The 26,025-nt window shown below is 48.3% G+C and carries 23 protein-coding genes; 9 read left to right on the plus strand and 14 right to left on the minus strand.

The window, feature by feature from the left end; translation table 11 throughout:
- Positions 1 to 844: 844 nt before the first annotated feature.
- Entirely contained in the window at positions 845 to 1,525 is a 681-nt protein-coding gene (locus tag NR201_RS06465; RefSeq protein ID WP_033787144.1) for a type 1 glutamine amidotransferase domain-containing protein, read from the minus strand.
- A 161-nt stretch (positions 1,526 to 1,686) separates the two neighbouring features.
- Here NR201_RS06465 and NR201_RS06470 point away from each other — a divergent pair, with 161 nt between their 5' ends.
- A complete protein-coding gene (locus tag NR201_RS06470) occupies positions 1,687 to 2,604 on the plus strand; it encodes a LysR substrate-binding domain-containing protein (protein ID WP_010670454.1) in 918 nt (305 codons plus the stop codon).
- 109 nt (positions 2,605 to 2,713) lie between these two features.
- A complete protein-coding gene (locus NR201_RS06475; RefSeq protein ID WP_022624516.1) occupies positions 2,714 to 2,929 on the plus strand; it encodes a YdgH/BhsA/McbA-like domain containing protein in 216 nt (71 codons plus the stop codon).
- A 63-nt stretch (positions 2,930 to 2,992) separates the two neighbouring features.
- Here NR201_RS06475 and NR201_RS06480 read toward each other — a convergent pair whose 3' ends face one another.
- The 3 genes from NR201_RS06480 to NR201_RS06490 form a co-directional block, all read right to left on the minus strand.
- Positions 2,993 to 4,195, minus strand: coding sequence for an MFS transporter (locus NR201_RS06480; RefSeq protein ID WP_022624517.1), 1,203 nt, complete (start codon positions 4,193 to 4,195; stop codon positions 2,993 to 2,995).
- Positions 4,196 to 4,361: 166 nt separating this feature from the next.
- Positions 4,362 to 5,102, minus strand: a complete 741-nt coding sequence (locus tag NR201_RS06485; RefSeq protein WP_256849529.1) for a nitroreductase family protein — start codon at positions 5,100 to 5,102, stop codon at positions 4,362 to 4,364.
- 470 nt (positions 5,103 to 5,572) lie between these two features.
- Positions 5,573 to 5,812, minus strand: a complete 240-nt coding sequence (locus NR201_RS06490) for a DNA polymerase V (RefSeq protein ID WP_256849530.1) — start codon at positions 5,810 to 5,812, stop codon at positions 5,573 to 5,575.
- A gap of 205 nt (positions 5,813 to 6,017) precedes the next feature.
- Here NR201_RS06490 and NR201_RS06495 point away from each other — a divergent pair, with 205 nt between their 5' ends.
- The 3 genes from NR201_RS06495 to NR201_RS06510 all read left to right on the plus strand — a co-directional run bounded on the left by NR201_RS06495 (position 6,018) and on the right by NR201_RS06510 (position 11,241).
- The gene (locus NR201_RS06495) at positions 6,018 to 7,013 is read left to right on the plus strand and encodes a P63C domain-containing protein (RefSeq protein WP_256849531.1); all 996 of its coding nucleotides are present in this window, start codon (positions 6,018 to 6,020) and stop codon (positions 7,011 to 7,013) included.
- A gap of 516 nt (positions 7,014 to 7,529) precedes the next feature.
- Positions 7,530 to 9,146: an AAA family ATPase gene (locus NR201_RS06500; protein ID WP_256849532.1), complete on the plus strand. Its 1,617-nt coding sequence runs from the start codon at positions 7,530 to 7,532 to the stop codon at positions 9,144 to 9,146.
- An 862-nt stretch (positions 9,147 to 10,008) separates the two neighbouring features.
- Complete coding sequence (locus NR201_RS06510; protein ID WP_256849533.1) at positions 10,009 to 11,241, plus strand: hypothetical protein; 1,233 nt, start codon at positions 10,009 to 10,011, stop codon at positions 11,239 to 11,241.
- Between the two features lie 131 nt (positions 11,242 to 11,372).
- Here NR201_RS06510 and umuC read toward each other — a convergent pair whose 3' ends face one another.
- Together umuC and NR201_RS22720 are read right to left on the minus strand one after the other, a co-directional pair.
- Positions 11,373 to 12,437: a translesion error-prone DNA polymerase V subunit UmuC gene (umuC, locus tag NR201_RS06515; RefSeq protein WP_256849534.1), complete on the minus strand. Its 1,065-nt coding sequence runs from the start codon at positions 12,435 to 12,437 to the stop codon at positions 11,373 to 11,375.
- Between the two features lie 79 nt (positions 12,438 to 12,516).
- Positions 12,517 to 13,098 (minus strand): DUF6886 family protein, encoded by a 582-nt coding sequence (locus NR201_RS22720; protein ID WP_245115039.1) that lies wholly within the window; start codon positions 13,096 to 13,098, stop codon positions 12,517 to 12,519.
- A gap of 1,584 nt (positions 13,099 to 14,682) precedes the next feature.
- On the opposite strand from NR201_RS22720, the gene NR201_RS06520 reads away from it, so the two are divergent.
- Entirely contained in the window at positions 14,683 to 15,594 is a 912-nt protein-coding gene (locus tag NR201_RS06520; RefSeq protein ID WP_182504846.1) for a phytanoyl-CoA dioxygenase family protein, read from the plus strand.
- 49 nt (positions 15,595 to 15,643) lie between these two features.
- The gene (locus tag NR201_RS06525; protein WP_182504847.1) at positions 15,644 to 16,282 is read left to right on the plus strand and encodes a LysE family translocator; all 639 of its coding nucleotides are present in this window, start codon (positions 15,644 to 15,646) and stop codon (positions 16,280 to 16,282) included.
- Positions 16,283 to 16,412: 130 nt separating this feature from the next.
- Here the strand turns inward: NR201_RS06525 and NR201_RS06530 are convergent, their stop codons facing one another.
- The 5 genes from NR201_RS06530 to NR201_RS06550 all read right to left on the minus strand — a co-directional run bounded on the left by NR201_RS06530 (position 16,413) and on the right by NR201_RS06550 (position 20,678).
- Entirely contained in the window at positions 16,413 to 16,625 is a 213-nt protein-coding gene (locus tag NR201_RS06530) for a hypothetical protein (RefSeq protein WP_182504848.1), read from the minus strand.
- 426 nt (positions 16,626 to 17,051) lie between these two features.
- Positions 17,052 to 17,354 carry a hypothetical protein gene (locus NR201_RS06535; RefSeq protein WP_182504849.1) on the minus strand — a complete coding sequence of 101 codons (303 nt, stop codon included), beginning with the start codon at positions 17,352 to 17,354 and terminating at the stop codon, positions 17,052 to 17,054.
- Complete coding sequence (locus tag NR201_RS06540; protein ID WP_182504850.1) at positions 17,354 to 17,656, minus strand: hypothetical protein; 303 nt, start codon at positions 17,654 to 17,656, stop codon at positions 17,354 to 17,356. Before NR201_RS06540 ends, NR201_RS06535 begins: the two co-directional genes overlap by 1 nt.
- Before the next feature lie 57 nt (positions 17,657 to 17,713).
- On the minus strand, positions 17,714 to 19,090 hold the full coding sequence (locus NR201_RS06545) for a glycoside hydrolase family 10 protein (RefSeq protein ID WP_256849535.1): 1,377 nt from the start codon (positions 19,088 to 19,090) through the stop codon (positions 17,714 to 17,716).
- A gap of 97 nt (positions 19,091 to 19,187) precedes the next feature.
- The gene (locus tag NR201_RS06550) at positions 19,188 to 20,678 is read right to left on the minus strand and encodes a PLP-dependent aminotransferase family protein (protein WP_182500568.1); all 1,491 of its coding nucleotides are present in this window, start codon (positions 20,676 to 20,678) and stop codon (positions 19,188 to 19,190) included.
- A 110-nt stretch (positions 20,679 to 20,788) separates the two neighbouring features.
- On the opposite strand from NR201_RS06550, the gene gabT reads away from it, so the two are divergent.
- Both gabT and gabP read left to right on the plus strand, forming a co-directional pair.
- Positions 20,789 to 22,075 carry a 4-aminobutyrate--2-oxoglutarate transaminase gene (gabT, locus tag NR201_RS06555; protein WP_256849536.1) on the plus strand — a complete coding sequence of 429 codons (1,287 nt, stop codon included), beginning with the start codon at positions 20,789 to 20,791 and terminating at the stop codon, positions 22,073 to 22,075.
- A gap of 76 nt (positions 22,076 to 22,151) precedes the next feature.
- The gene (gabP, locus tag NR201_RS06560; protein ID WP_256849537.1) at positions 22,152 to 23,567 is read left to right on the plus strand and encodes a GABA permease; all 1,416 of its coding nucleotides are present in this window, start codon (positions 22,152 to 22,154) and stop codon (positions 23,565 to 23,567) included.
- A 318-nt stretch (positions 23,568 to 23,885) separates the two neighbouring features.
- On the opposite strand, the gene NR201_RS06565 is transcribed toward gabP, so the two are convergent.
- The 3 genes from NR201_RS06565 to NR201_RS06575 all read right to left on the minus strand — a co-directional run bounded on the left by NR201_RS06565 (position 23,886) and on the right by NR201_RS06575 (position 26,013).
- Positions 23,886 to 24,188: a type 1 fimbrial protein gene (locus NR201_RS06565; RefSeq protein WP_172608613.1), complete on the minus strand. Its 303-nt coding sequence runs from the start codon at positions 24,186 to 24,188 to the stop codon at positions 23,886 to 23,888.
- Between the two features lie 485 nt (positions 24,189 to 24,673).
- Positions 24,674 to 25,093, minus strand: coding sequence for a VOC family protein (locus NR201_RS06570; protein ID WP_256849538.1), 420 nt, complete (start codon positions 25,091 to 25,093; stop codon positions 24,674 to 24,676).
- A 38-nt stretch (positions 25,094 to 25,131) separates the two neighbouring features.
- Positions 25,132 to 26,013 (minus strand): LysR family transcriptional regulator, encoded by an 882-nt coding sequence (locus NR201_RS06575; protein WP_022624525.1) that lies wholly within the window; start codon positions 26,011 to 26,013, stop codon positions 25,132 to 25,134.
- Positions 26,014 to 26,025: the final 12 nt, after the last annotated feature.

Genomic DNA, 26,025 nt, shown 5'->3' on the forward strand with positions numbered 1-26,025 from the left:
CTTTGATAATGTTAATTACTCATATTTACGTTCTGAAAATAACTGACAGACAACGTAAAATGATAAAAGCCCTGACTGAAATAGCCAGGGCTTTTAAGGTACTACAGATTTTACGTTTACCATTAACTAACTTAATTGATAGGTACTACTTCGGTACTGCTATTTATGAACAGATCCTGCGGATAATAATGATCACGATACTGAAATGTCACTATTATTATCGGTTTCAACCACCTGATAGTCTTTCAGGAGACAAAGACAGGTCAGGCCCGTATAAATCTGCACACCCCCATCGCGATATATACTCTTTGATGCGTTGCCTTACTTTCATTACGACGTTTAAACCGCAATCGTATCCTGTCGTAACGTAACGTTCAGAACTACGAGGCCTTACATCATCGCGACGCGATACTACATACTTCTTAAAGACTTACTTCGACTCCATTTAACAGGGTTATCTTAACTAACGAACAGTTTTAAAGAACAATGTTTAACAGAACCACCGACAACTTCAACTCAAACACTTGTCGGCACCTTTAACACAAAACACCTTTGGTTTTCAGTCTATCAGGGCAACTGCACGCCGCTGATGAGTCCTACTTTACGGATATAAAAAACGATGTCAACACTGGTTTTAAAAACATGTTTATATTTGCAGTGAATTTTTCAGGCAATAATTTAGCTCTGAAACGCCCGTAAATTTATTATCAATGTTAAGAAAAATTGAGCCCTAATCTATTCAACCTGAATAATTAAGCAGGTCACTATCTGCCCTGGCACTTAGAGGTAGGAATAAAAAAGGCGCCCGCAGGCGCCCTTATCACTCAGCATGCTGTAAAGATCTTTATTTCGCCAGGCTTGCCAGTAAAACCTTCGCGGTTTCGGCTGAAGAACCTGGGTTCTGACCGGTAATTAGCAAACCATCCTGAACCGTATAGGATTGCCAGTCATCACCGCGTGAGTAAAGGCCGCCGTTCTGTTTTAGCACATCTTCAACCAAGAACGGCACCACGTCAGTCAGGCCAACGCCCTCTTCTTCACTGTTCGTAAAGCCAGTAACTTTCTTTCCTTTGACCAGAGGCGTGCCATCAGCATTTTTCACATCACGCAGGACACCTGGAGCATGACAGACCAGCGCAACCGGTTTGCCCGCCTGCAGGGTTTGCTCAATCAGCGAAATGGAGTGTTTGTCGTTTGCCAGATCCCATAAAGGACCATGGCCGCCTGGGTAGAAAACGGCATCAAACGCTGCCTGATCAACAGTATCAAGCTTGACGGTCGAGGCCAGTACTGCCTGAGCAGCAGAGTCGGCATGGAAGCGGCGGGTCTCATCAGTCTGAGAATCGGGTTCATCACTTTTTGGATCGAGTGGAGGCTGTCCGCCCTTCGGTGAAGCCAGGGTAATCTCTACGCCCGCATCAAGAAATGCATAGTAAGGTGCCGCAAGCTCTTCCAGCCAGAAACCGGTCTTCTTGCCAGTGGTGCCCAACTCATCATGCGAGGTCAAAACCATTAAAATTTTCATTTCCGCTCCATATAACAGTTAGTCGGTTTCAGGTGTAAGGATAGCCAGAACCAGCGTCTGAGCCGCTATCTTCTGCGTTGACCCGTTAATCATGGCGGGGTTACGAATATTTATGAAATTTATTTCTTCAATTTCAGTTATTCACATAGCATTATAGCTTAATGAAATACGATCTGAATTTACTGCCAGTTTTGCTGGTCATGATGGAAGAGCGCAACGTTACCCGCGCAGCGGAACGGCTTGGCATAACCCAGCCGGCGCTTTCTAATGCATTAAACCGGCTGCGTGAAACGCTCAACGATCCGCTATTTATCCGCGAGCGTTACGGGATGCGACCGACGCCGAAAGCGGAACAGCTGGCCCAGGTGGTCGGTGCTGCGCTGTCATCGATCGACAAAGTTATTCTTGGCCAGCAGGACTTTGATCCACTTAATGCCACCCGGCTCTTCACGCTTGCGCCTAACAGCTATGTCGAATTCATCATGATGCCTGCCATCGTGGCCCGCCTGAGGAGCTGTGCGCCCGGCATCCGACTCCGCCTCACTCCTTTTGGCAATGACGTCACTGAAACCGGTGTGATTTCAGGTAATACCGATATGGTGCTGGGCCGTATCGTGGAGCCGCCCGACAATCTCGTCGTTCAGCACCTGATGAATGAAGGTCTGGCCTGCGTGATACGCGCCGATCATCCGCTGGTGGGCGAAAACCTCAGCGCAGAGCAATATGAGCAGCTAAAGCACGTCAACGTTCTGCCGCCTGGCCGTATGCGCGCCGGTTTATATCAGGCGCTTGAACAGCGAGGCCTGCGTCGTCAGGTTGCAGTCTCCGTCACACACTTTCTGGCCGTGCCGGAAATGATTGCGGTCACGGACTACTGCGCGACCCTGCCGCGTTTGATCTGTCAGCACCTTTCACGCGATCAGCGGCTCAGAATCATTCCCGCGCCGGTTGACCTGGGCACCTTTCCGGTTGAAATGGGCTGGCATGCACGCTATCGCGACGATCCTGCCCATCGCTGGTTCAGGACGTTGATTGCGGAGACGGCACAGTCGCTGTCTGATCCTCAGATAAACAATTAGCACGATCACCATTGCCGCACTAATAGTTAATATTGATATCATAACCTGAGTTACTATTCTTCCCATCGGAGGCAAACATCCTCCCAATTCATAACTCAGGAATATGACCATGAAAAACGTAAAAGCACTTTCAATCGCCGCACTCGCAGCTCTTTCTCTAATCTCTTTTGGCAGCTTTGCCGAGAGCGTTTCTGTCACCTCATCCACACTGGATGGCGCAGAATCAAAAATTGCAGCTCAGGCTCAGGAACAGGGCGCGCAGTATAAAATTACGGAAGCGAACACCAACAACCGTGTTCACATGACCGCAGAACTGTATAAATAACGGATGGTCGCAAACGGATTTGCCAGAACAGGCTGCCCAATGGGCAGCCTTTTTTGTATTTGATCAGGCCAGACGGGCGGCTGGGGCGCTACTGGTGCGCCACCATAGAATCAGCGCTGCCAGCGCAATTGCGCCGAGTACCGCAAACGCGGTGCTGTAGGAATAACGTGCGGCGATCATGCCCGTCATGGCGGGACTCAGCGCGGCACCTGCGCCCTGCATCAGCATAATAACGCTTTGCCCGGCGTTAACATGCCCCGTACCCCGCAGCAGGGAGACAATATAGCCTGGCACTGCCACACCGAGAATCCCAGCCGCAATACCATCCAGAACCTGAACCGGAATGACAAAAATCGGCCCGGCAAAGCCGGCGGCGAGAACCGCGCGCAGCGGTAATATCATCAGGGCGATCATGATAAACAGGCGATAGCCGTGCGTATCAACGCGTTTAGATACCCACAGCGCGACCGGGATCATCACCAGTTGGGAAATCACCACCGTTGCCGCCGCGTAAAGGCCCGGACTGATCGCCGCCTGGCCGCCTGCCGAGGCGACGCGCATGCTCAGCATCGGCAGCAGCGCGGCATTGGCAAGATGAAACAGCAGCAGCGTCAAACCGGCGATCATCAGCGCCGGGTTTCGCAACAACATTGATAAGTGCAGCGCTGGCTGACGCTCTTCATGCGGTTCATAACCGCGTGCCACATCGTTATCGATCTCATTTCCGCGAATTGCCAGCGTAGCGAAAGCAGCGAAAACCGCCATTACCGTCATAAGAATGAAAACGGCACCCATGCCCCAGTACCAGGCTGAAAAACCGGCCAGCAATGCAGCAATCGTATTCCCGCCATGATTAAACGCCTCGTTGCGTCCCATCTGCTGGTTAAAGCCGCGCTGACCCGTGAGCCCTAAGGTGATCCCCGCCACCGTCGGGCCGATAAACGCCGCAGCCAGGCCTGCTACAACCTGCGAGACCATCGCCGTCCAGGTCTGATTGCTGTACCACAGCAGCAGTGTGGCAACGGTAATCACCAGACAGCCCAGCAGCACAATGATTTTTTTATGACGGGTCGCATCGGCGGCGATCCCTGCCGGTAGCGTGGCAAGTAATCCGGCGATACCGCCACAGGTCATTACCAGACCGATTTCGTCGGGTTGCCAGTGTCGCTCCGTAAGAAAGATGCCCAGAAATGGCCCCAGGCCGTCGCGGACATCGGCCAGAAAAAAGCTCATTAAACAGAGCGCGTAGAGTGAACGCTGAGACATGTTATTTCCCTGGAAGGTAAGTTTTAGAGGCAGTTGCGCTTCGGTTAAAAGGGAAATTATGTGTTACGACGTGGAAAGTCACCTTTCGTTATAGTAACAAAATGAAAAAGGCCACCCGTAAACGCTACGGATGGCCTTTTTCTATTCACTCAATAACGAGAGCGAACTATTTATCTGTGCCAAAACCCTGCTTCAGCAGTGCTGGCAGTACATTCGGGAAGTAGATGTTTTTATAGTAACCGCTGACGCTTTCGCTCCAGCTCTCACCGTCATTACGACCAATCGTCTTCCAGTGCTGAACCATCTCATCGTTGTAGGCCGCAATCTGCTGCTCCAGACCCTGCGTCTGGTAAGTCTCATCATGGCGGAACGTCGCCAGAGGCAGACGTGGTTTCTGATGAGCCGGTTCGTCTACGTGACCGATTACCACACCCGCTACCGGGAAGGTCAGTGGCGGCAGCTCCAGCAGTGAAATCATCGCCTGCGGGTCGCGACGGATACCGCCAATGGGCACAATCCCCAGACCTTCCGCACGCGCAGCCGCCATTACCGATCCCAGCGCGATACCGATATCAGTAGAACCCGACACGATACTCTCAATGCTCTGATGGGCGATCTGCTGCTGATCGACAGCGGCCATTCCCACGGCTGATTTATGCATATCCAGCACAAAGGTGATAAACACCGGTGCTTTGGCAATCCACGGCTGACCGCCTGCAATGGCGGCTATCTGTGCGCGACGTCCTGCATCACGCGTGATCACCACAGAAACCTGCTGCGAGTTTACTGATGTCGGTGCGCGATAAGCGGTACTGATAATCCGATCCAGCACAGCTTCATCGACAGATTGCTCAGTGAAACTGCGTTCACTTTTGTGACTTGTAAAAATATCAATCAGTTCGCTCATGGTTCCTCCCATATAAAGCGCAACTATAACAGTACTGCGCCCACACGCTTGGTAAATGGAGGGTTTTCTAGCGTGATTTTGTAACTGTTTTTTATTATGTACACTAATATATACACGATAAAAATCTATGATGGGAACCTGCTGATTTATATTTTAGGCCGTAATGGCTCATACACGGCCATAATAGTGGCAGTAACTTTTCCTAGCACAATGATTCCCTCTAGTCCTTCCCCGTCGATAGTTTCACCGTCCTGCGTGATAATGCCTGTTCTGAACAATCTGCCCAGCTGAGAATGCTCCCCAAGCTGAAATGCTACGTTATCGCCTGTCAGACCTTGAATTGTACTATCGATGATAGCGAAGCCAACCGGCGTCTCAATCATCAGCATATGAGCCGGGTGAGGCATAAGGATTTTGTCAGCTCAATGCGCTGCTCAACATAGTCTTGCGCCGGTGATGGGAAGCCCATGCTATAGACCTCCGTTCGGGTTAAACTGCTTGTAAGTTTTGGCCTCACCTTCCTGCGTCGACGCTTCGCGAAACGTCACGGTATTTGCTTTGATCCACTGATTAGCCTCCCGCAGGCTGAAGTGCCAGTTGAGTAGTTCCAACTGGCGCATGAATTCTTGCGTAGTAACGATAACGCTCAGCCCCGGCTCCCGCCTCATAGCGTTCATGAATGCATGTTTGATTTCATAGTTTCGTGGCATGATAAATCTCCCATAAAAAAATACTGTATAAATAACCAGTAATATCTAAGGGCAGTTTTGATCAAGTTGAACCATAGATTTTTTTGCGGAAAAGTTGGCAAGTAATACTAAAAATTAAATGCAAATACTCGTGCGAAAAAGAAATTGCACGTTTCAACGTGCATATGCTTAAATGTCCGTACATTCACAACACGAGCAAATAAACATGACTGAAGTTATTGAAAACGACGATAAGCAATCAGGAAAGGCCAAGGGTGGTAGGGCTCGTGCAGCTAAAATGACTCCAGAAGAGCGAAAAGAGTCAGCAATCAAGGCTGCGGCAGCTAAAAAAGAATTGGCATCCCTTCCAATTGCAGAATATGGATCTACTGAAACTCCACTCAAGATTGGCGGTATTGAAATACAATGTTACGTACTCGATGATGGGTCGCGTGTTTTATCTCAAAGGGGGATGTCTGCTGGGCTGGGTATGTCTGCAGGTGCTGCTGAGCGACTTATTAATTTTGTCGGTGGTGACAGGATAAAACCTTTTATAAACAACGATGTATTGGTGATGATCGAAAACCCCATAAAATTTCGACATCGCACCGGTGGTGGTGTTGCTTTTGGATATCCAGCAACTATTTTGGCTGACATTTGTGATGCTATTTTGGCTGCGAGAAAGGAAGGTAAACTTCAAAAACAACAGGAACACCTAGCTGAGAGAGCTGAATTATTAGTTCGTGGTTTTGCTCGTGTTGGTATTGTTGCCCTCATCGATGAGGCGACAGGTTATCAAAGGGATCGAGAAAAAAATGCCCTTGCCAAAATTCTAGAAGATTTTGTGGCCAAAGAATTACGCCCTTGGGTTACCACCTTTCCCGCTGATTATTATGAAGGGATGTTTAAAATTTATGGGCTTCAGTACCCTCCTGCAGGAAACAAAAGTTGGCGTCCTTCTTTCATTGGAACCATAACAAATAATGTAGTTTATAGCCGCCTGGCACCTGAATTGCTTCCAGAACTTAAGCGGGCTGCCACGAAAGCCGAAAAAAAGGCAAAACTACATCAGTGGTTAACCGACGATATCGGACACCCAAAACTTCGAGAGCATTTGGCATCTATAGTTACCCTTTTGAAAATTTCAAAAACTCCAGAAGAGTTCTATGAGCTAGTTGATACAGTGCATCCTAAATTTGAAGTTAAAAGTGATTCCGAATAATGATCTTAAGCCGGTCACCGCGCCGGTTTTTTCACGCCCGCCGCTTGGTACCTGTTCTGATGCTCACCTAACCTTGATGAACACACCCCGCATCCTGCTAAGACAGGAGCGGCTGAGTCATTTCCCCGTCGCCGGGGATTTTTTATGCCTGCAGCAGCACAGACAGTGCAATACTGGCCGTTAGGTCATCACAACGTTCTGAGAGAGTCAAAATCCTTCTGGATATGTTATCGAGTGTCAATTACTCCCCTGTCGTCTCCAACTGCCAGACAACAGTACCAAATGATTTTTACAGAAACATGTTTTAAGCAGTTTAGAAAATCTCTCGGAAGGTCATTCGCAGCCCGAACAAATGGCCGGCATTGTATATACTAATTATCATAAATTCACTTGTGCCGTGTTGAGTATTGGTATCATGATTGAATCTATCGCTTGCATATAGATCCAAACCATAGTGTAGGTGAGGAAGGTTAATACTTTGGTTCATTTAACTGGCATCATGAAAGGAGTTCTCATTTGACGTTCAATTTTCAAATTCCTAGCGCAGATAGTTCAATATCCATATCGATTGATCCAGGCTCATCCATTGTCTTGGTAGGGGCGAATGGTTCTGGAAAAACGCGCCTAGCTGTTTTTATCGAAGATGCCGCAGGCCTTGACGCTCATCGTATCTCGGCTCACCGGGCGCTCAATCTCAATCCGGCTGTACCGAAAATCCGTGGTGCCGAGGCACTTAGAAAACTCAGAATCGGATGGGATCATGAGAACGCAGAACTTATACACCGAACGGGCAATCGATGGCCTAACTCAAAACCAGCGGTGGGAATGCTGAACGACTTCGACAGTCTGATTCAGGCACTTTTCGCAGACCAATCCGTTAAAACATTGGATACGCACAGTAAGTACAGGGCGGGTACCCTCACGGAAGTGATACCGACAAAATTCGAAATACTAGCGGATATTTGGCAGCGCCTTCTTCCACACCGGCAATTAGTGATTACTGGCGATGATATTCAGGTCTCCGCTATCGAAGGTTCGGGAACTTATCCCGCTTCAGAAATGAGCGATGGCGAACGTTCAATTTTTTATTTGATAGCGCAAGCCTTAGTTGCTGCTGATAATTCTCTTCTCATTATCGACGAGCCTGAACTGCACGTTCACCCCTCTATTATTTCAAGCCTGTGGGATGAAATTGAGGCATCACGAAAGGATTGCGCATTTATATTCATCACACATGACTTGCACTTCGCCACAGCGCGGTCAGCCCAAAAATACGTAATTAAGTCGTATGTTCCGACGCCGGCATGGATGATAGAAAGCGTGCCAGAGAACAGCGGCTTCAGCGAGGAAGTCACAACGCTTATACTCGGCAGTCGCCGTCCAATTTTATTTGTGGAGGGGGCGGGAACAAGCCTAGATTTAGCGATTTATCGGTGCTGCTATCCAGACTGGACTGTAATAACACGGGGTTCGTGTGAGCACGTCGTACACGCAGTTGTCACTATGCGTGCGAACGCACAGCTAACTCGCATTACCTGCGCGGGAATTGTTGATGCCGATGACTACACGATAGACGAAATCCAGCATCTAAACAGTTTAGGCGTCTTTCCTTTGCCGGTATCCGAAATTGAAAATCTTATTCTCCTACCAGATGTCAGCCGTGCTATTGCCCAGACTGAAGGATACGCGGGTGCTGAACTCGAACAGAAACTGACGAATCTTAAGACTGGAATATTTAACAGCTTAAATTCTCAAGCGGCAATTGAAGATGTGGTTGTTAGATACTGTCGCCGACGAATAGATCGGGCTTTGAAAAAAGTCGATCTTTCCGATTCTAAGAACATAAACGAAATAATTTCAGAGTTCGAGGTTCGCACCTCTGCTTTAGATATCGAGGGCATCGCATCAGTCGCGACTCAAAAGATCCAAGATGCTCTAGATAATGGTGATTTGACTAGCTTACTAACCATTTATGATAACAAAGGATTGCTTGCCCTTGCCGCTCAGCACTTGAAGCAGACAAGATTAACTGCCTTTGAAGCGTGGCTTACTCGGATGCTGCGAGATGAGGAAAACGCCCAAGACTTATGTGCAACACTCAAAAGATTTCTACCACCTGTACAGGCGAGTTAATTTCACCTTCTCTCATCAGCTTTTTTCAAATGCGGTTGCATTCTCCTGATGCAGCCGCCCCTCATATCCAACTAACAGTGCCGATCACTCAGAGCATTATTGCTTAAAACCAGCATCGGCTTGCCACGTAGATCGGGACGGAAAACCGTCTCATAACTGGCATGGAACGAGTTAACATCCACCAGCGCAAACATCACATATAGTCATTCGGGTTGAAAACCTGAAAGGTACGTTCTTCACCTTCCGGTCTTGAAACATCCCGGAAATCTGATTAGTGCGTTTCTATCCACATGTTTGCTTCCATGGCCGTGAAATGCCAGTTCAGCTGATGAAGTTCCCGGACAAAATCGAGCATACTGCGGTGTACCTGCGGCGCGCGTCCCGCTTGATGGCCAGTCTAAAAGCGTCTTTGATTTTATACTCACCTGTCATAGTCATCTACCTACATGAAAAGCACTGTATCCATATACAGCAATATCTACCAACAGAATTGATCAAGGAGAAAGTAATGGAAAAATTGTAAAGCCGCTAAGTATGTTGGATTTATAGACTGGTGGGTTAATTTTTATGCAACCAATCTCAAATCTTGTTCACTAGTAATCTATGCGGTTCCCTCTATCCGTGAGATGCATTTTACTATGTTCATAACCCACTAATTAGTTTGCATTGCATCTGATATTCAACGTCAAATCAGCCTCTATTCACATCAATACAATATTCTATACTGCCTTAATTCAAATTAATCTTAATCATGCTAAATTTTGAAAATTAAAAAAACAAGACAAGTAAATTAAGTTAAAGTATCTTTGTGAATGGGCGTTTGACGACTAATCTTATGGAGCAATTACAGGAGAGTGAAAGAGTGAAGGAAAACAACGAAGTTAAATCACTTATCTGTATAATTGATAAAGAAAACATAGACATGGATTTTGCCGAAGGCGAAAGTTGCATTCGTCTTACGGGTTTTTTCAGAGAGGCGATTGACGAAAAGACGGAAGCTGTTGAGACGTTTACCGTCGATATTCAACGCGACATCTTCTTTGGCTTAAAGTCCCGCAAAGGCAATTCTTACATTCCTTATCATATCAAACGATTCTTTCGTGATGAGTGTTACATACTCTTAAAGTTCTACGAAGTGAGACAGTCTCAAGCTTACTATTACCGTAGTTATGTATCATTAGAGGAAAACCCTGCTGCGGTTCGGTCACCGATATATTTTGAAATAGTTACTCTTGCTTTCGCCCACCAGTACAATAATTTCATACATAACAACCAAAACATATTTAATTTTCTTTTTCGCGCCCCGACACTGCTCGTTAATAATTATGTTTTAAACCTGCCGGGTAACGTAACCTTGCACTCATATCATGTCGGGCAAGGAATGTGCGCCTTAATGCATAATGGTAGGGAAGGTTTTCTAATAGACTGCGGTGCTGGGACACCAATTAAGCAACTTAGTTACTCATCTTTAAAGTCAAATAAACTAATTGATGACTTACGCGGGTTAAATAAAGTTTCAATGATTCTTTCGCATTTTGATAGTGACCACCATCGATTACTATCTTGGGATAGCCATATCCTTGCTAAAATCAGTAGCCTCTATGTTCCAGCGAATGTGTCCGCAGGGCTTATTAAAGATGTAGAAATAAAACCTATCGTTAAAGCTTGCACCTCGATTGAAATTAATTTAGATAACGGCGCCCTACAAGCTTATCGCACGATCCCTCATAATGGTAAAAAATCGAAAAATAATAACGCGCTTGTTTCTATAATTCACTCTAAAGAAGACAAATATTTACTTCCCGGCGATTATATCTATTCTAAAATAGCATCAGATGGAAATATAAAAATAAGTGAATTAGCTGCAGAATCCTTTAGCTATGTGGTTGTGCCACATCATGGTGATGAGCCTAGCAGTATAGGTGTTTTTAAACCACGTAATGAATCTTCCTCAGCATATTTTTCTGCAGGAAATCACTCAACTTATCTCCATCCACGTCCATTATCGCTGAAAGCGCACATAACAGCCAATTATAAAATAATTGTTGATAATAATAATGATCAAATTGATCATTCCGTGACTTTCCACTTTTAATTAATGAATGATACTTGAAATTAGCTATTCCTTGCTGTTGCCTGGTTGGCCTCACGTGGAGCTGGCTTTTAGCACAAAGTTTACTTTTTGCTAAAAAGTACTACACTATCAACTTCGCCTATTTTTTAAAATTACTTTATCCTAGGAATATCTTTTATTCTCGTTGTGTAACGAGGTGACAGCATTTCACGTTTCATCTGCCATAAACTATCGCGATCCCCCTGCCCTGCAAACCATACCTTGCCTTTTCTTGAGCGATTGATACCGTCCAGCGCTGCCATTAAAGCGTCTGCATTCGCACGCGGCTGCTGCTCACTAAACATGTCAAACTGCGCCACGCCTGACGAGTAAAAATCACCCAGCATCACCCCCGCTTTGGCATACCGGTAGCCATCCTGCCAGATAGTGCCAAGACCGCGAAGAGCAGATTCGATGATGTCACGCGTATCATTGGTCGGATAGTCGAGGATGCACGATGCAGTATTCGAATATCGCGGCTCATCGCCGTGCCTGCCGGTAGCAATTGACACGCTAATATGGTGGCAGCGCGAATTCTCCTCCCTGAGCTTTTCCGCCGCACGCGTGGCATACAACACGATAGCCTGCTGCATGTCTTGCAGTTTTGTTACTCTCTCGCCAAATGATCGCGAATTCAGGATGTGCAGTTTCGGCGGTGGCGCATCTTCAAGAGCTATACAAGACTCGCCGTTTAGCTCACGCGTAATACGCTCAACGATAACGTCAAAATTTTTTCGTATCATGCTGATGTTGCTGTCTGCAAGCTGCAAAGCCGTTGTTATTCCCAGCTGGCTCAGCCGTTTACTGATACGCTGACCAATTCCCCAGATATCGCTGACGTCAGTCAGATGCAGGAGCTTTCGCTGCCGATTTCTGTCAGACAGATCAACGACGCCGTTCGTCTTTGTCCACTTTTTGGCTGCGTGATTGGCAAGTTTGGCCAGCGTTTTAGTCGGCGCAAATCCAACGCCGATTATCAGTCCGGTTTCTCTCCGGATACGCTCGCGCATCTGCTGGCCGTATGTTTCAAGTGGTATCAGGCTGCTGATTCCGGTGACATCCAGAAAACACTCGTCAATAGAGTAAACCTCCTGTCCTGCAGCCATCTCCCCCAATATCGCCATCATACGCGCTGACATGTCGCCATTTATGTGGAATGGAAAATCTACAGAAATCATTGGTGCTTTAAGGTCCGCTATGAGCGAGAGGCGGACATCACTGACGTTGGCTCAAAGGCCTAACTTCTCAATTATAAATTTAAACGATAACCTGGCGGCCCGGTTTCGAATGCGTCCAGCCTGGTTTTCCCCAGTCTTGTGCGTTTCTCAATCTAATGCCGCTAGCGTGAAGCGATGTCAGCCATATACTTTTGAGTGGCGTGAGTCTCTCCATTACACGAAGCGTAATATTCCTTGATACAAGTTCAGCATCCAGGTTTGAAATTACCTTCAAGCCAGTTGGGATAACGTTTGTCCGGGATACCCACATACCGACATCTCCCGTTGGCTCAAAGTGATCTACAGGCAATTCATACCTATAAACTTTTCCATTTTGAAAGCGTGATAGCCATGCATGCTCAATGCAGGCAATGGCAGTAGCATGTGAGTTGTTTCCCATCCATTGTTCAAGGTCCACTCTGTTTGTATTAGGTAGTGGCCAAAATACGATGCGCGGGCACTCCCGAGGGAAAAGATAAAGTAATTCGTGAGCTTCATCAGTAGCCCATATCAGTGACCCATTTAACCACTCTTGTCCAGCAGGCCTATCGACATGAACCCTTATTGGGCGAGGTTTGAATGTGCTGATATCAGGACTATCGCTGAAATGAAAAAGACGCACTTAAGGCTCCATTCAAAATGTATCCAATATTCCGAATAAATCATTTTGAGTATCTAAAGTGTCATCCATATGAATGTTACTTAGCTTAATTTCCTTGAAGTAGGCCGCAGCGGATCATATGCGAATGTGGATATGTGAGATGTCCGCTACTAGCACAAAGCGGTCTGGTGCAGTTCCTTTGGAGCATGCAGGCGCAGTGGGACCTGAAGCTGGCTCAGCGGCAGGCCGATAGGCAAAAGTACATGGGCCTACGCATGGCCCCTAAAGCTTTCCAACAGAACCGGAGAAGTAACCTTTATAGGCTAACCGGACCAGTGAAGGACGAAGGGATGCATTTCGGGTGTGAGGGCATGGGTGCAATGGTCTTTATAACAAAGCATCTATTGAAGTACAGCCGATAATCACATTGCGAAAAAAATAAACTCAATGGTGGATCAGGCAAGGCTGTAAGGAGTATAGGGTTTTAAATTTTGGAGGCACAAATTGTTCTGCTTTAAGGGGGGTTCAAAATGAATATCAGGCATTTTCAAATTGGGAAGCAGAGGTTGAGCAACACATTTGATAAGAAGATCTCGTTATAATTGGACGTGTGCCATAAGAGATATTAATCCTTGTATTTATGCCCTAAATGAATCTATTAACATGCAAATAGTTTCACATTAAAATCATGATGTTAATATTCGAAAGAATTATTCACTCTAAAAAACATATATATTCTATGCTTGATATTAATTATGGTCATAAATTATCCATTATAGTTTATGTATCTGATTTGATGGCGCTGAGCAGTATTTTATAAAATCACGGCTTTAAAATGCACTAAGAGCTGCTTAAAATTTAACCTTACCTCTCATTTCTAGCTTTTTAACTCTTTAAAAACAGATAGTTAATTTTATAATGACAAGTAAACCAAATGTAGTTAAAGTAAATTTTATGTAAACATCAGGTCTCGCCTTGAGTTTTGAGGGGATAATTTCAGGGCTAAAATAGACATGAAAATTGTCTTATTTTTTATGTTATTAATCATTTTTCCTGAATATTATTTGCAATCACATGCGCTAGAGAGAATTCTTAAGAAAGTCGGTTTAATGATAAAATGTTGATGATGTACAGAGTGATATGCTCCTAAAAATCCTCTCATACCCTGATTAGCTTATGTTTTAAGCAAAAAATTAACGCTGGTCTTCGGATGCATTTAAAGTGAAATCGATAGTGAAGGGCATTTTTATCAGTTGGTAGCGTTCATTGCTGCACAAGAGTTGGCCATCCCATTTTTACCTGACAGGCTGATGCAAGTGCGTGCAGGCCAGGAATAAATAATAAAAGAGGCCCTGCGATTTGAAGTATTAAGAAGTAATGTCGATTCTTCTGAACGATGTATCAGTAACTGATTCGTTCCAATGCTCGGTAACAACATAAAAAAATAAATGTAATAATGCCAGAAGCTTCGAATTATTTAGATGCTCAGGTCTGACATTATGATGTATTGCTGAACTTTTTAATTTAATCACCCCAGGAAGCAGCATTTACCTCAACCTATATGGTTGGCCTTGCCCTATTGGGCTTTTAAAATGGAGTAGTGCAATGATTAATAAAAATTTTAGCTTAAACCAAGAGCAGATTTCAGACTTTAGAGAAAAAGGCTTCCTTTTATTAAAAGGGTTTTATTCTTCGGAGTTCATCAGCTATATCAAATCAACTATTGGGCAGTACATTGATAAACCTACTGATAAGTATCAGACGGGATTCAGTCGCTTAGCATTTGACATGTATGATGGCGATGAAGTTGTGATAGGACTTTTGAAAGACCCGGCATTTAAGAAAGCAATGAGAGACCTGACGGGTCGAAATATGTTTTATGCGCAAGCATTATCTTTTGAGCTTGAAAAACTCAAAAATAAAGGTTTTCCATGGCATATAGGAACTCAGAGTTTTGGCTACCATCATGCAGAAGATTTTGGATGTACAATCTGGGCTCCCCTAGTCAATATCAACCCAAAAGGACAGCGCGGAGGTATGGCTTACGTACCTAAAAATCGCGTTAATGGTGATTACCTTTATAGCCATATCGATCCTGCAGTATTCCAGATGTTGAAGGAAAAAATTGATGCTAAAGAGAATCCAACCACAGATGATTTTGTTCAGTGGCGCGATGGACCTCTCAACGACAATGCTCAAATGGCTATTCTTAACCACTTTGGTGTGGAAGATGAATTTGAGGTTGGAGATGCACTTATTTTCGATAAGTACGTCATCCATCGTAGCATCATGCTGGGAGAAGGTGAGGTAGACATTCGTGCAGCATTTGTAATGCGTTTCTTCTGTTCTGAAAGCACCTATGATGCCAAGCGAGCAAGCGATCTTGAGATTCCACGAAACTACTTCAAGTATGCGGGCCCAACGAAGTTCCATCTGGAAGTCGCAAAGACTGATGGCGATCGCTTGGTTGACAGCCCACTGTTTGCAGGTCAGGAATACAGAGATCTTTCACTCTAATCTTTCAACTGCCGGGGGGAGATACCCCCCTTTTTTTCAGGGCATCATAATGTCTCAGATTTACCTTTATATCTTAATTGCAAGCCTAACCATTGCGAGCCCTGGACCGGGTGTCCTGCTCACACTAACTAATACTCTTAACTACAGTTTGCGCAGTGCACTAGTCGGTATTATTGGTGTGGCAGTTGGTATGGGTGTAATTTCTATCATTGCTGCCAGTAGCCTTGGCATAATCATCACTACCTCTCAGTTTGCGCTGATTGTCGTCAAAATTGTCGGAGCCGCTTATCTTGCTTATCTTGGTGTGAAGCTATTTCGCTCAACTCCAAGAAAGATGAACGAGCTTGGCAACGAAGGATCGCTGATTCTCCCATCAAAATCTTCAAGATTCCGGCAGGGTTTTTTTGTTTCATTACTTAATCCAAAGCCTATTGTGTTTTTTATGGCGCTGTTTCCACAATTCATCAATGCTGAAAAACCTTTCATAGGGCAGTTTTGTACCCTTTCGGCTATATTCTGCGCATTAGTCGTAATCATTCATTTTTTTTATGGCGCATCTGCAAGTGCTGTTAAGAAAAAATTGGCTGCGGGTAGAGCATTCTCATATCTTAATAAGACGGGTGGTGCTGTGTTCATGATATTTTCGGTTGGCCTACTGATTTCCGTAATCACACCGTATATGCATTGATTAACAACTTCTTTACGAGGGCGCCTCACCTGCAGAGGCTGCCTTTTTTTATAGAATAATCAGTCTGATGCGGGCTATAAAGATGAAATAAATCACACAACGTTACTGACATGAAATTTGTGCCGGAATTCTAAAGGGACTCATAATGCGAATTGTAAGCTTGCAGCAACACTGATAGTGCAATGCTGGCAGCTAGGCCATCACGATGCTCTGAGAGCACCACAATCTTTCTGGCGATGGCATCAGGCGTTAATTGCTCACCTGTTGTCACCAACTGCCAGACTGCTTCCCCAATAGCCTTACATACAGCATCGTGTACTTGCTCTTCAAATCCATTTTTCATATTGCTGTTCCCATTCTATAAAAAACCGAATGTAACTTATCAAATCGTTCTTTGAATATTTGGAAGTCAATATTGCGACACGTCTTCCAAATAATATTGAATAGATGCATTACATAAAAAAACCCGGATAAACCGGGCTGGTGTTGGCACTTCAAAAGTGAAACCAATAATATTTATATATTTCTATCAGTCCAGTTATTGTTATCACCCAAGCTATCACACATCCAAATAATATTAACGTCCACGTTGTTCTCCTATTCATATATCAGGCTCCCTCTAACCATGATTAAAATATACTCAGTTTTAGGGTGGCTCCAACTGGTTGTACCGATCAATTTTCGAAGATTGATCGGTATAATAGATCGATTGGTTTAAGTGCATGAAAATAAAAGATTTACTTCCAATTTTATAGCAGCCTTTTTTCAGTTAATCATCAACCTCAGTACCAGAGCTTTCGTATATTTTCTGTAGATACGTTTGGAGGGCATATTCAGCCGCCTCAGCAGTTGCATTGGTGCCGTCATAAGTAAAGGCGTAACGAAACCGATAGTTTAGTATCGTTCCCTCAATAGTAAGTGTGAAGCAGCACACAACCTGTTGGGGCTCGGTTTCGATAATCTCTACCACATCCAGAAAATCAAATTCGACGTTGTAATAACCGCGAGCATCGGGCATACCAATCCCATCGACAATTGATTCGTCTGGTATAAATTTAGCTGTGAAGGCCATTAAATAGGTTTCCACTTTTCTGATGGATTGTTAACCGGATACCACAACCCGTCATTTGACGCGTAGAGCATCTGCATTTTTGGCGTGCGTGTTGTATCGGTACAGAAACACATCCCATAAGTTGTTTTAGCCGGGTCTGGTGACTCAGCATATGTATAACGAGGGAATCGGATAGCGTTATTGAATTCCTGATACTGTATGTAACGCGGCTCGCCATTGATAAAAATCGGGATCCATTCGGTAGCATTCACTGATTTCAGATTGGATGATTGCAGCAATAAGTTTCCTGCATCCAGATCCATACCAAACCCGTTACCGTCATATGACCCAGAGTTAATGGCCCAGCGTCGCGGCGTTTCTCAGCCTCCCCAGCGGCTTTTAAGATAGCTTACCGCCTGCTGAGTCTGCGGCTGATTCAGATAGTTCTCTCTGAACAGAATCGTGCCATCAATATTGGGGTTCGATTCATTAAGGTCGAGCTGCTTTTTCAGCTCCGGTAAGCCGCCCTGCTGTGTCCAGTCAGGCTCAACTTTTGACGGCTCGCCCACTTTATAGAGAGCAAGGCCGATGTAGAGCCGGGTTTTAGTCGGTTTCACGACCTCTGCCCACCAGTTTGCCAGCACATCGTATCGGGCCGCCTGACGGGAAAAAGGCCAGTAGAGCTGAGGTGCAATGTAATCCAGCAAGCCCTGCTGCACCCAGCGGCGGGTATCGGCAAAAGCTTCATCATACGCCGCCGCTCCGCGGGTATCGGAACCGGCAGGATCATGCGACAGATTACGCCAGACGCCCGCCGGGCTGACACCAAACTCCACGTCCGGCTTCAGTTGTTTGATGGTACGTGACACCTGCTCAATCAGCTGCTGAGTATTGTGACGCCGCCAGTCCGCTTTGCTGGCAAACCCCTGACCGTAGCGGCTGAAGGTCTGATTATCGTTGAGCAGTGAACCGGCAGATTCCGCATAGAAGTAGTCATCGAACTGCACACCGTCGATGGGATAACGCGCCACCACCTCGGCCACAATACTGGTGATCCAGTCACGCGCCTCAGGGATACCCGGATCGAGTACATAGCGATCGCCTGCAGTGCGGATCCAGTCGCGATGCAGCACAAAAACGCTGGCCGGATGCAGTGACAGCGTGCGGTTGAGTTCGCTAACGGTAGACGATTTAGTGTTTACCGACACCCGGTAAGGGTTGAACCAGGCATGGACTTTGATACCGCGCTTATGCGCCTCATCCAGCATAAACTGCAGCGGATCATAGCCCGGATCTTCACCAATTTTTCCTGTCAGCATATCTGACCAGGGGAGGATTTTTGAGGGCCAGAGCGCAGTGGCATCAGGCTTAACCTGGAAAAACACCGTGTTGATGCCCAGGCTTTTCAGCTTATCCAGCTTGTCGATCAGCGATTGCTGCTGCTGGCGGATACGCTGCGCCGGACTGGTGCCATTCACCGAGGCAACCGGCGGCCAGTCAAGACGTGAAACCGTGGCTAACCAGACGCCCCGCATCGGTTCCTGCGCATGAGGTTGTGCTGGCTTGCCGGGCGTCGGTAGCGGCTGTTTCGTCACGGGCGGAAAAGGTGTGACCAGCGATTTCGGCGGCTCAGATGCGCAACTGACCAGCAACAACGCGGCAGCCAGCGCGGCGCCTCGCTTAATAGCCGCACGGGCCGGTGCAGTAAAGGGATTAAAGGCGATGATAGACTCCGGTATTGTCTGGTCGGGGCGCAAAGAGGAGTATTCTCGGTGACTCTGATTAAATGTCAATGCGTTAGCACAGAGGCGGCAGTAAAACCGCCCTCCTTCAAAAAAAGCACCCTTGAACCCGCTAGCGCTGCGGAGTGAATACCATTCCGGCGGACGCAAGACAGGCTTTAAGTGTGCCAAACGCATCCTGACACTGCCGCTCATTGACGCAGGCGTAACCCAGCAGCAATCCGCGCGCCTCCTGAGGGTGCATATAATATTGCGAAAGTGGCCGTACTTTGACGCCGCGCTTTAGCGCCTCCGCGGCTATCGCCACGTCATCCGCGCCTGCTGGCAGCGGGATCACCAGATGCAGTCCCGCTTCATGATTGAATGCCGGTAAAAAGGCTGGCCCCAGATAGCGCTCGATCAGCCTGCAGAGAAACTGCCGCCGCTGGCGGTAAAGCAGGCGCATCCGGCGGATATGCTCCATGTAATGGCCCAGCCGGATAAACTCCGCCAGCGCACGCTGAATCAGCAGATGTCCGCCGCGATAGAGCTCTGCCGCGGCGATGCGCAACGGCTGTGCCAGCGGTTTCGGCACCACCATGTAGCCAATGCGCAGCGCGGGATAGAGCGTTTTGCTGAACGTTCCCATGTAAATGACCGGCGCATCCGCTTCCAGCCCCTGCAGTGAGGGATGAGGCTGGCCGGAAAAACGAAATTCGCTGTCGTAGTCATCTTCCACAATCCAGCTCTGATGGCGACGTGCAAGGGTGAGCAATGCCTGACGACGGGCCAGGCTTAGATGCACACCCAGCGGATATTGATGAGAGGGCGTCACAAACACCATCTTTGGTGCCGGGCCGCTGTCCGGCACCAGTCCCTGCTCATCCACGGGCATCGCCCGAATCTTCAGGCCATTCATGCGCAGCAGATTGCGTGTTCCCCAGTAGCCGGGCTCCTCCATCCAGACCCGATCGCCAGGATCGCACAACACCCGCGTCACCAGATCAACCGCCTGATGAACCCCTTCGGTGATCAGGATCTGGTCAGCATCGGCCCGCACTGAGCGTGCCACCCGCAGATAATCCACCAGCGCATGGCGCAGATCGGGACAGCCACCGCCGCTGCTGTAGACCAGGCGGTGAACGTCAGGTTCGCGATTCAGACGCGCCTGAATCTGACTGAACAGCTTGTGGGGGAATTCGGTCACATCGGGCGCGCCGGGGACAAACGCGCCCCACTGGTAAGGCGATGCTGTCGCGTGCCCCAGCAGACTGGCGCCACGCTTCGACAGCGTAGCTGGTCGTTGCGCCTTCACCGCCTGAAGGTCAGCTATCGCATCACTCTGCAGAGAGTTTTCCGGCAGCGTCTCTGCAATCCAGGTGCCGCTGCCGGTCCGCGCGGTGACATAGCCCTGAGCCATCAGGCTCTCATAAACATGCATAACCGTGTTTCGCGACACGCCCAGTTCGCGCGCCAGATCGCGGGTTGGCGGTAAACGGCTTCCGCGCGGAAACACCTCTTCAGCGATCGCGGCCTGCATGCAGTTCAGCAGCCGCTGATGTAATGAGCCAGTTCTTAAAAACTGTAACCGCGCTAATAGATGATCTGCGTATAAGAGTCGCAATTGGCTCCACCTTTCCTCTGACAATTGGCTCTGGCAACTCACCACGCCTCAGGCATAAATAAACGTGTTTGTCGGGAATTGTAAACACGCATATTAACGAGGTGGAATAAATGAGCGAAAAAAATAACCTGTTGCAGCAGCGCAAAGCACAGGCTCTCCCCAAAGGTATCGGTACGCTGTGCGACTGGTACGTTGCCCGGGCAGAGAACGCCACCTTATGGGATCAGGAGGGTAATAGCTGGATCGACTTCGCGGGCGGCATCGCGGTACTGAACACCGGCCACCGCCATCCACGCATTGAACAGGCGATTGCCGATCAATTAACAAAGTTTACCCATACGGCTTTCCAGATCACCCCTTACGAAAGCTACATCGCACTGGCCGAGCGTATTAATCAGCGGGTTCCCATCGCCGGTGCGGCGAAAACGGCCTTCTTCACCACCGGGGCGGAAGCGGTAGAAAATGCCGTAAAAGTGGCGCGTGCCTATACCCGCCGTCACGGCATCATTACCTTTGGTAACGCATTCCATGGCCGCACCTTTATGACCATGGCGATGACCGGAAAAGTGGCGCCTTACAAGCGAGATTTCGGCCCGATGCCGCCGTCAGTCTTCCATGCACGCTATCCCAGTGCGGTTCAGGGGATTAGCATCGAGGCGGCACTGACCAGCCTTGAAGAAATTTTTACGCAGGACATTGCGCCTCATGACGTCGCCGCAATCGTGCTGGAGCCGGTGCAGGGCGAAGGTGGATTCCATGCGGCACCCGCAGAGTTTATGGTGCAGTTGCGGGAGCTGGCTGACCGGCACGGCATTCTGCTCATTGCGGATGAAGTCCAGAGTGGATTTGCCCGTACCGGCAAACTGTTTGCCATGGAACACTACCCGGTGAAGGCCGATATCATCACCATGGCGAAAAGCCTGGCAGGCGGGATGCCGCTCTCCGCGGTCGCTGGTCGTGCAGAGGTGATGGATGCACCTGCACCAGGTGGGCTGGGCGGAACCTATGCCGGAAACCCGCTGGCTATCGCCTCGGCCCATGCGGTGCTGGATGTAATAGAAGAGGAGCAGCTCTGCCAGCGCGCCGTTGATCTCGGTGCCCGGCTTGAAGCAGAACTTCAGGAACATCAACGCAAACATCCGGACATTGCTGAAGTGCGTGCGCTGGGTTCGATGGTGGCGATGGAGTTCTATCAGGCCAGCACCGCGCAGGCGGTTCAGAAGATGGCGATGGAACAGGGCTTGCTGCTGCTGACCTGCGGAGCCAAAGGCAACGTTATCCGCTTCCTCTACCCGCTCACCATTCCGGATGCGCAGTTCAGCCAGGCGCTGACCATTCTCTCCACGGTGCTCAATCACTGTGTCGCACCCGCCGGACATCCCGTCGTCCCGGCCTGATTTCGCTGACGCGTTAACGCAAGTTCATCCCCGTTCGTCCGGCCATCCAGGCCGGACGTCGACAGGAGACGTTTACATGACGATGACTCAGAGTGCGAATGCAGATTCGCTGGCTCAAAACCTGAAACCGCGCCACGTGCGTATGCTCTCAATTGCGGGCGTGATTGGCGCCGGGCTGTTTGTTGGCTCCGGCCATGCTATTTCTGAAGCGGGCCCCGCGGTGCTGATCTCTTATGCCGCTGCCGGTGCGCTGGTGGTCCTGATTATGCGGATGCTGGCAGAGATGGCCGTCGCCTCACCCGATTCAGGCTCGTTCTCAACCTACGCCGATAAAGCGCTGGGACGCTGGGCCGGATTTACCATCGGCTGGCTCTACTGGTGGTTCTGGGTGCTGGTGATCCCACTGGAAGCCAACGCAGCGGGAACCATTCTTCATGCCTGGTTCCCCGATGTCGCCATCTGGCAGTTCACGTTTGCTATCACCCTGTTGCTGACCATTACCAATCTGCTCAGCGTGAAAAATTATGGTGAGTTTGAGTTCTGGTTTGCATTGGTCAAGGTCGTGGCCATCATCCTGTTCCTGGGCGTGGCAGGTGCGGCAGTGTTTGGTCTGCTGCCTGACAGCAATACCAGCGGCCTGTCGCATCTCTATGACACTCACGGATTTATGCCAAATGGTATCGGCGCGGTGGTGGCTGCCATCCTGACCACCATGTTCTCTTTTATGGGCACAGAAATTGTCACGATTGCCGCCGCAGAGTCGAAGAATCCCGGCAAGCAGATTACTCAGGCAACTAACTCCGTTATCTGGCGTATTGCGCTGTTCTATCTGCTGTCGATTTTCTTTGTGGTGGCGCTGGTGCCGTGGAATGCGCCAGGACTGGTCGAACAGGGTTCATGGCAGACAGTGTTACAGGCGATGAACATCCCGCACGCCCGACTGATTGTCGATCTGGTGGTGCTGATGGCGGTGTGCAGTTGTCTTAACTCTGCACTTTATACCTCTTCGCGCATGCTCTACTCTCTGTCACGCCGCAAAGATGCACCGTCGGCTGCCTCACGTACCAATCGCAGCGGCACGCCGTGGATTGCTGTGCTGCTCTCTACCGCGGCTGCATTTCTGGCGGTGATCGCCAATTATCTGGCGCCCAGCGTGGTGTTTGAATTTTTACTGGCCACGTCGGGAGCGATTGCACTGCTGGTCTATCTGGTGATCGCTGCGTCCCACCTGGTGCTGCGTAAAAAGCGCGAGAAAGCGGGTGAAGTCCTGAGTTACCGGATGTGGTTATTTCCTGGCCTGACGTGGGTCACTATCCTGTTTATCGTCACGGTGCTGATAATCATGTTGTTTGATGCGAAACATCAGGCTGAATTACTGGCAACCGGCGGTTTGACGCTACTGATTATTACCACCAGCCTGGTGCTGCGTCGTAAAAAGGAGAAGCGTCAGAACACGAAATATTTTACTCAGCGCTCTTCTGACTCTTACTGATCTTCACGCAAGCTTTTTGTAAATTAAACCCACCTTTGACAGTAAAGGTGGGTTTTTTTGCATATCAACAGATGCAACGCGTATTAACCCTCGATTATGCAAGGGATTAATAAGATGCACACATTATCTGCTGATGATGAATACGGTAAACTGAATTCCCCGATGCTGACTTAAAAATTACAAAAAAGATACTTCACTGACTCTTAGTGACTTAATGATAAACCCTGTATTGGCTATGGGTTTATATCTTTAGGTTCCATGTCACCGTTGCTGCTAAGGCATTGCACTGTCGTTCAGAATAAAACCTCAAGAGAAGCATTAAAGATAGGTAACGTAAAGTATCCCTTTGCTCTTTTCAGGATTAAACCAGTGCATTTTTAATTCCAGGGGTAATTTGGTCAGCAATTCGCGATTCATCAGGTCAGCAGTAGTGGCCACAGCCTTACCACTGGCGGGATCAAAACAGTCAAACACGACAGGATTTTGTCCGACATTCATATTACATGAACCATTAGTAATGGCTCCGCTGAAGGTTATAGTGCCAGAATCTGAATCCGCAATAACCGGTCCGGCCAGGGCAATCAGCAACGTGCTAATGCAGACAGATAAAAAAGATTTCATTGTGCGTCCTCCTGAGTATGTATCACCTGTTATCGGCTCACATTCCCAAAGATTAAGTGCTGAGTGAACGAATAAATGTAAATGTACGAACGCTTAGCCCAATGAAATCCCTTAAAAAACTTTTGTTAAGAATAATCCCAATCCAGCCAGCTAACGAGAGTGTAGACCATCGCTGGATAAATTTTCTTTCTTACATTCATTTTTTATTATGGCCTTGTAGCAGCAAATCACGGCTGCCTGTGGCTTAATGACGCGTTGCAATAGTTAACACGCTATTAATGCGCCTTCCGTTAGTGGAAAAGGTCATGATTAATGTGACGGTGGTAAACAGCAGGTAACTCTTCGCGCTTTAGATGACTTTACTACGCTGCTATTAAAGGCTTCCGTTGATCATGATTGAACAGTCAATATAAAATATCCGAAGAGAACGTTTATTTTACTCAAGCCATTCTCCTGCTGATTAATATTGCCAAAACACGTTCAGCTTATTCCAGATACTGGCTGAAACGCAGCAGATAACCATCGGGGTCCTGCACCAGAAACTCCCGCTGACAGGCGGTGGTCTCGCCGATGTCATAGTGGTTGTCCCGAAGCGGCCGATAGAGCGGAACAGCATGCTGCTGCAAACGCGTCAGCACAGCCTGAACATCATCGATTTCAATCTGGAAATTAATACCCCGCCCCAGCGGCCAGCGCAGATCGGCTATGTTCCAGCCCTGCGGATGGAACTGCTCAATCATCAATTGCACCTCTCCATAGCAGAGGTAAGCAAAATCAGGCTGCTGGCGCTGTATTCTCACACTGAAACCCAGCACCACGGTGTAAAAATGCAGCGAAGCAGTAAAGTCAGTGACGGTCAGTTCTGGCACCATAGGGTTCCAGTAATGGGTTTGATTATCACTCATAGTAAGGTTCCATTTTGATCGGTTACTCTCCCCTCTCATCACCGGCTCTGGATTCTGCTTTGCAGCTCATCCAGCATCAGCCGCAGTGCGGCAGACTGGTGCTCACGCGACAGGTAAAGCCCCCATATGCCAATACGTTGCGGCTCATAATCGGGCAGTAATTTTACCAGCTTCCCTGCTTCCAGTGCGTGGCGAGCCTCCTGCTCAGGCACCATCGCTATCCCGCAATGCGCTATCGCCGCGTCACACAACAGTGAAGAGATACCCGCACTGAAATTTCCTCTGACGGCAACCGCGATTTTCTCCCCGCCAGCCGCCGTAAAATGCCAGCTCTGTCCGGCAAAGCGACTGTAGTAGAGGCAGTTATGCTGAGCCAGATCGTCCGGGGTTTCCGGGTTACCCCGCGCCTTAAGATACTCAGGTGAGGCGCAGAGTACCGAGTGGCATTCGCCGAGACGGCGCGCGATCGCCCCCGGCTCTGGCGAGTCGGTGATGCGGATAGCGAGATCGATGCGCTCACCAATCAGGCTTACTGGCTGATTGTTAATTTCCAGCTCAATGCGCAGTGCCGGATAACGCGCCAGAAAATCGGGGATCACCGGGCCGACAAGATGAAGAGCCGTAAAGTGGGCGCAGGCGATGCGAAGCGTTCCGGCCGGGACGCCCTGGGTAGTTTCCTGCTGGATCGCCTCTGAGATCAGGGCCAGCTGACGGGTTTTTTGCAGGATCGCCTCACCGGCAGGCGTAAGGGTCAGCTGGCGAGAAGAGCGATGCAGCAGACGCGTTCCCGCCCACTTTTCCATCTCCTCCAGATAACGGCTGACCATCGGGCGGGAGATCCCCAGCGATCGTGAGGCGGCACTCAGGCTGCCCAGTTCACATATCCGGTTGAAAACGGCTGCCGCCGTGACTCTGTCCATCCACTCCACCTG

Source organism: Pantoea sp. Fr-CA_6 (assembly GCF_024520895.1).
GTDB lineage: Bacteria > Pseudomonadota > Gammaproteobacteria > Enterobacterales > Enterobacteriaceae > Pantoea > Pantoea agglomerans.

Bases quoted from the DNA above. Each gene is read 5' to 3' on its own strand.
- NR201_RS06465 (WP_033787144.1), bottom strand. From the start codon at position 1,525: ATGAAAATTTTAATGGTTTTGACCTCGCATGATGAGTTGGGCACCACT.
- NR201_RS06470 (WP_010670454.1), top strand. From the start codon at position 1,687: ATGAAATACGATCTGAATTTACTGCCAGTTTTGCTGGTCATGATGGAA.
- NR201_RS06475 (WP_022624516.1), top strand. From the start codon at position 2,714: ATGAAAAACGTAAAAGCACTTTCAATCGCCGCACTCGCAGCTCTTTCT.
- NR201_RS06480 (WP_022624517.1), bottom strand. From the start codon at position 4,195: ATGTCTCAGCGTTCACTCTACGCGCTCTGTTTAATGAGCTTTTTTCTG.
- NR201_RS06485 (WP_256849529.1), bottom strand. From the start codon at position 5,102: ATGAGCGAACTGATTGATATTTTTACAAGTCACAAAAGTGAACGCAGT.
- NR201_RS06490 (WP_256849530.1), bottom strand. From the start codon at position 5,812: ATGCCACGAAACTATGAAATCAAACATGCATTCATGAACGCTATGAGG.
- NR201_RS06495 (WP_256849531.1), top strand. From the start codon at position 6,018: ATGACTGAAGTTATTGAAAACGACGATAAGCAATCAGGAAAGGCCAAG.
- umuC (WP_256849534.1), bottom strand. From the start codon at position 12,437: ATGATTTCTGTAGATTTTCCATTCCACATAAATGGCGACATGTCAGCG.
- NR201_RS06520 (WP_182504846.1), top strand. From the start codon at position 14,683: ATGATTAATAAAAATTTTAGCTTAAACCAAGAGCAGATTTCAGACTTT.
- NR201_RS06525 (WP_182504847.1), top strand. From the start codon at position 15,644: ATGTCTCAGATTTACCTTTATATCTTAATTGCAAGCCTAACCATTGCG.
- NR201_RS06530 (WP_182504848.1), bottom strand. From the start codon at position 16,625: ATGAAAAATGGATTTGAAGAGCAAGTACACGATGCTGTATGTAAGGCT.
- NR201_RS06535 (WP_182504849.1), bottom strand. From the start codon at position 17,354: ATGGCCTTCACAGCTAAATTTATACCAGACGAATCAATTGTCGATGGG.
- NR201_RS06540 (WP_182504850.1), bottom strand. From the start codon at position 17,656: ATGGATCTGGATGCAGGAAACTTATTGCTGCAATCATCCAATCTGAAA.
- gabT (WP_256849536.1), top strand. From the start codon at position 20,789: ATGAGCGAAAAAAATAACCTGTTGCAGCAGCGCAAAGCACAGGCTCTC.
- gabP (WP_256849537.1), top strand. From the start codon at position 22,152: ATGACGATGACTCAGAGTGCGAATGCAGATTCGCTGGCTCAAAACCTG.
- NR201_RS06565 (WP_172608613.1), bottom strand. From the start codon at position 24,188: ATGAAATCTTTTTTATCTGTCTGCATTAGCACGTTGCTGATTGCCCTG.
- NR201_RS06570 (WP_256849538.1), bottom strand. From the start codon at position 25,093: ATGAGTGATAATCAAACCCATTACTGGAACCCTATGGTGCCAGAACTG.
- NR201_RS06575 (WP_022624525.1), bottom strand. From the start codon at position 26,013: ATGGACAGAGTCACGGCGGCAGCCGTTTTCAACCGGATATGTGAACTG.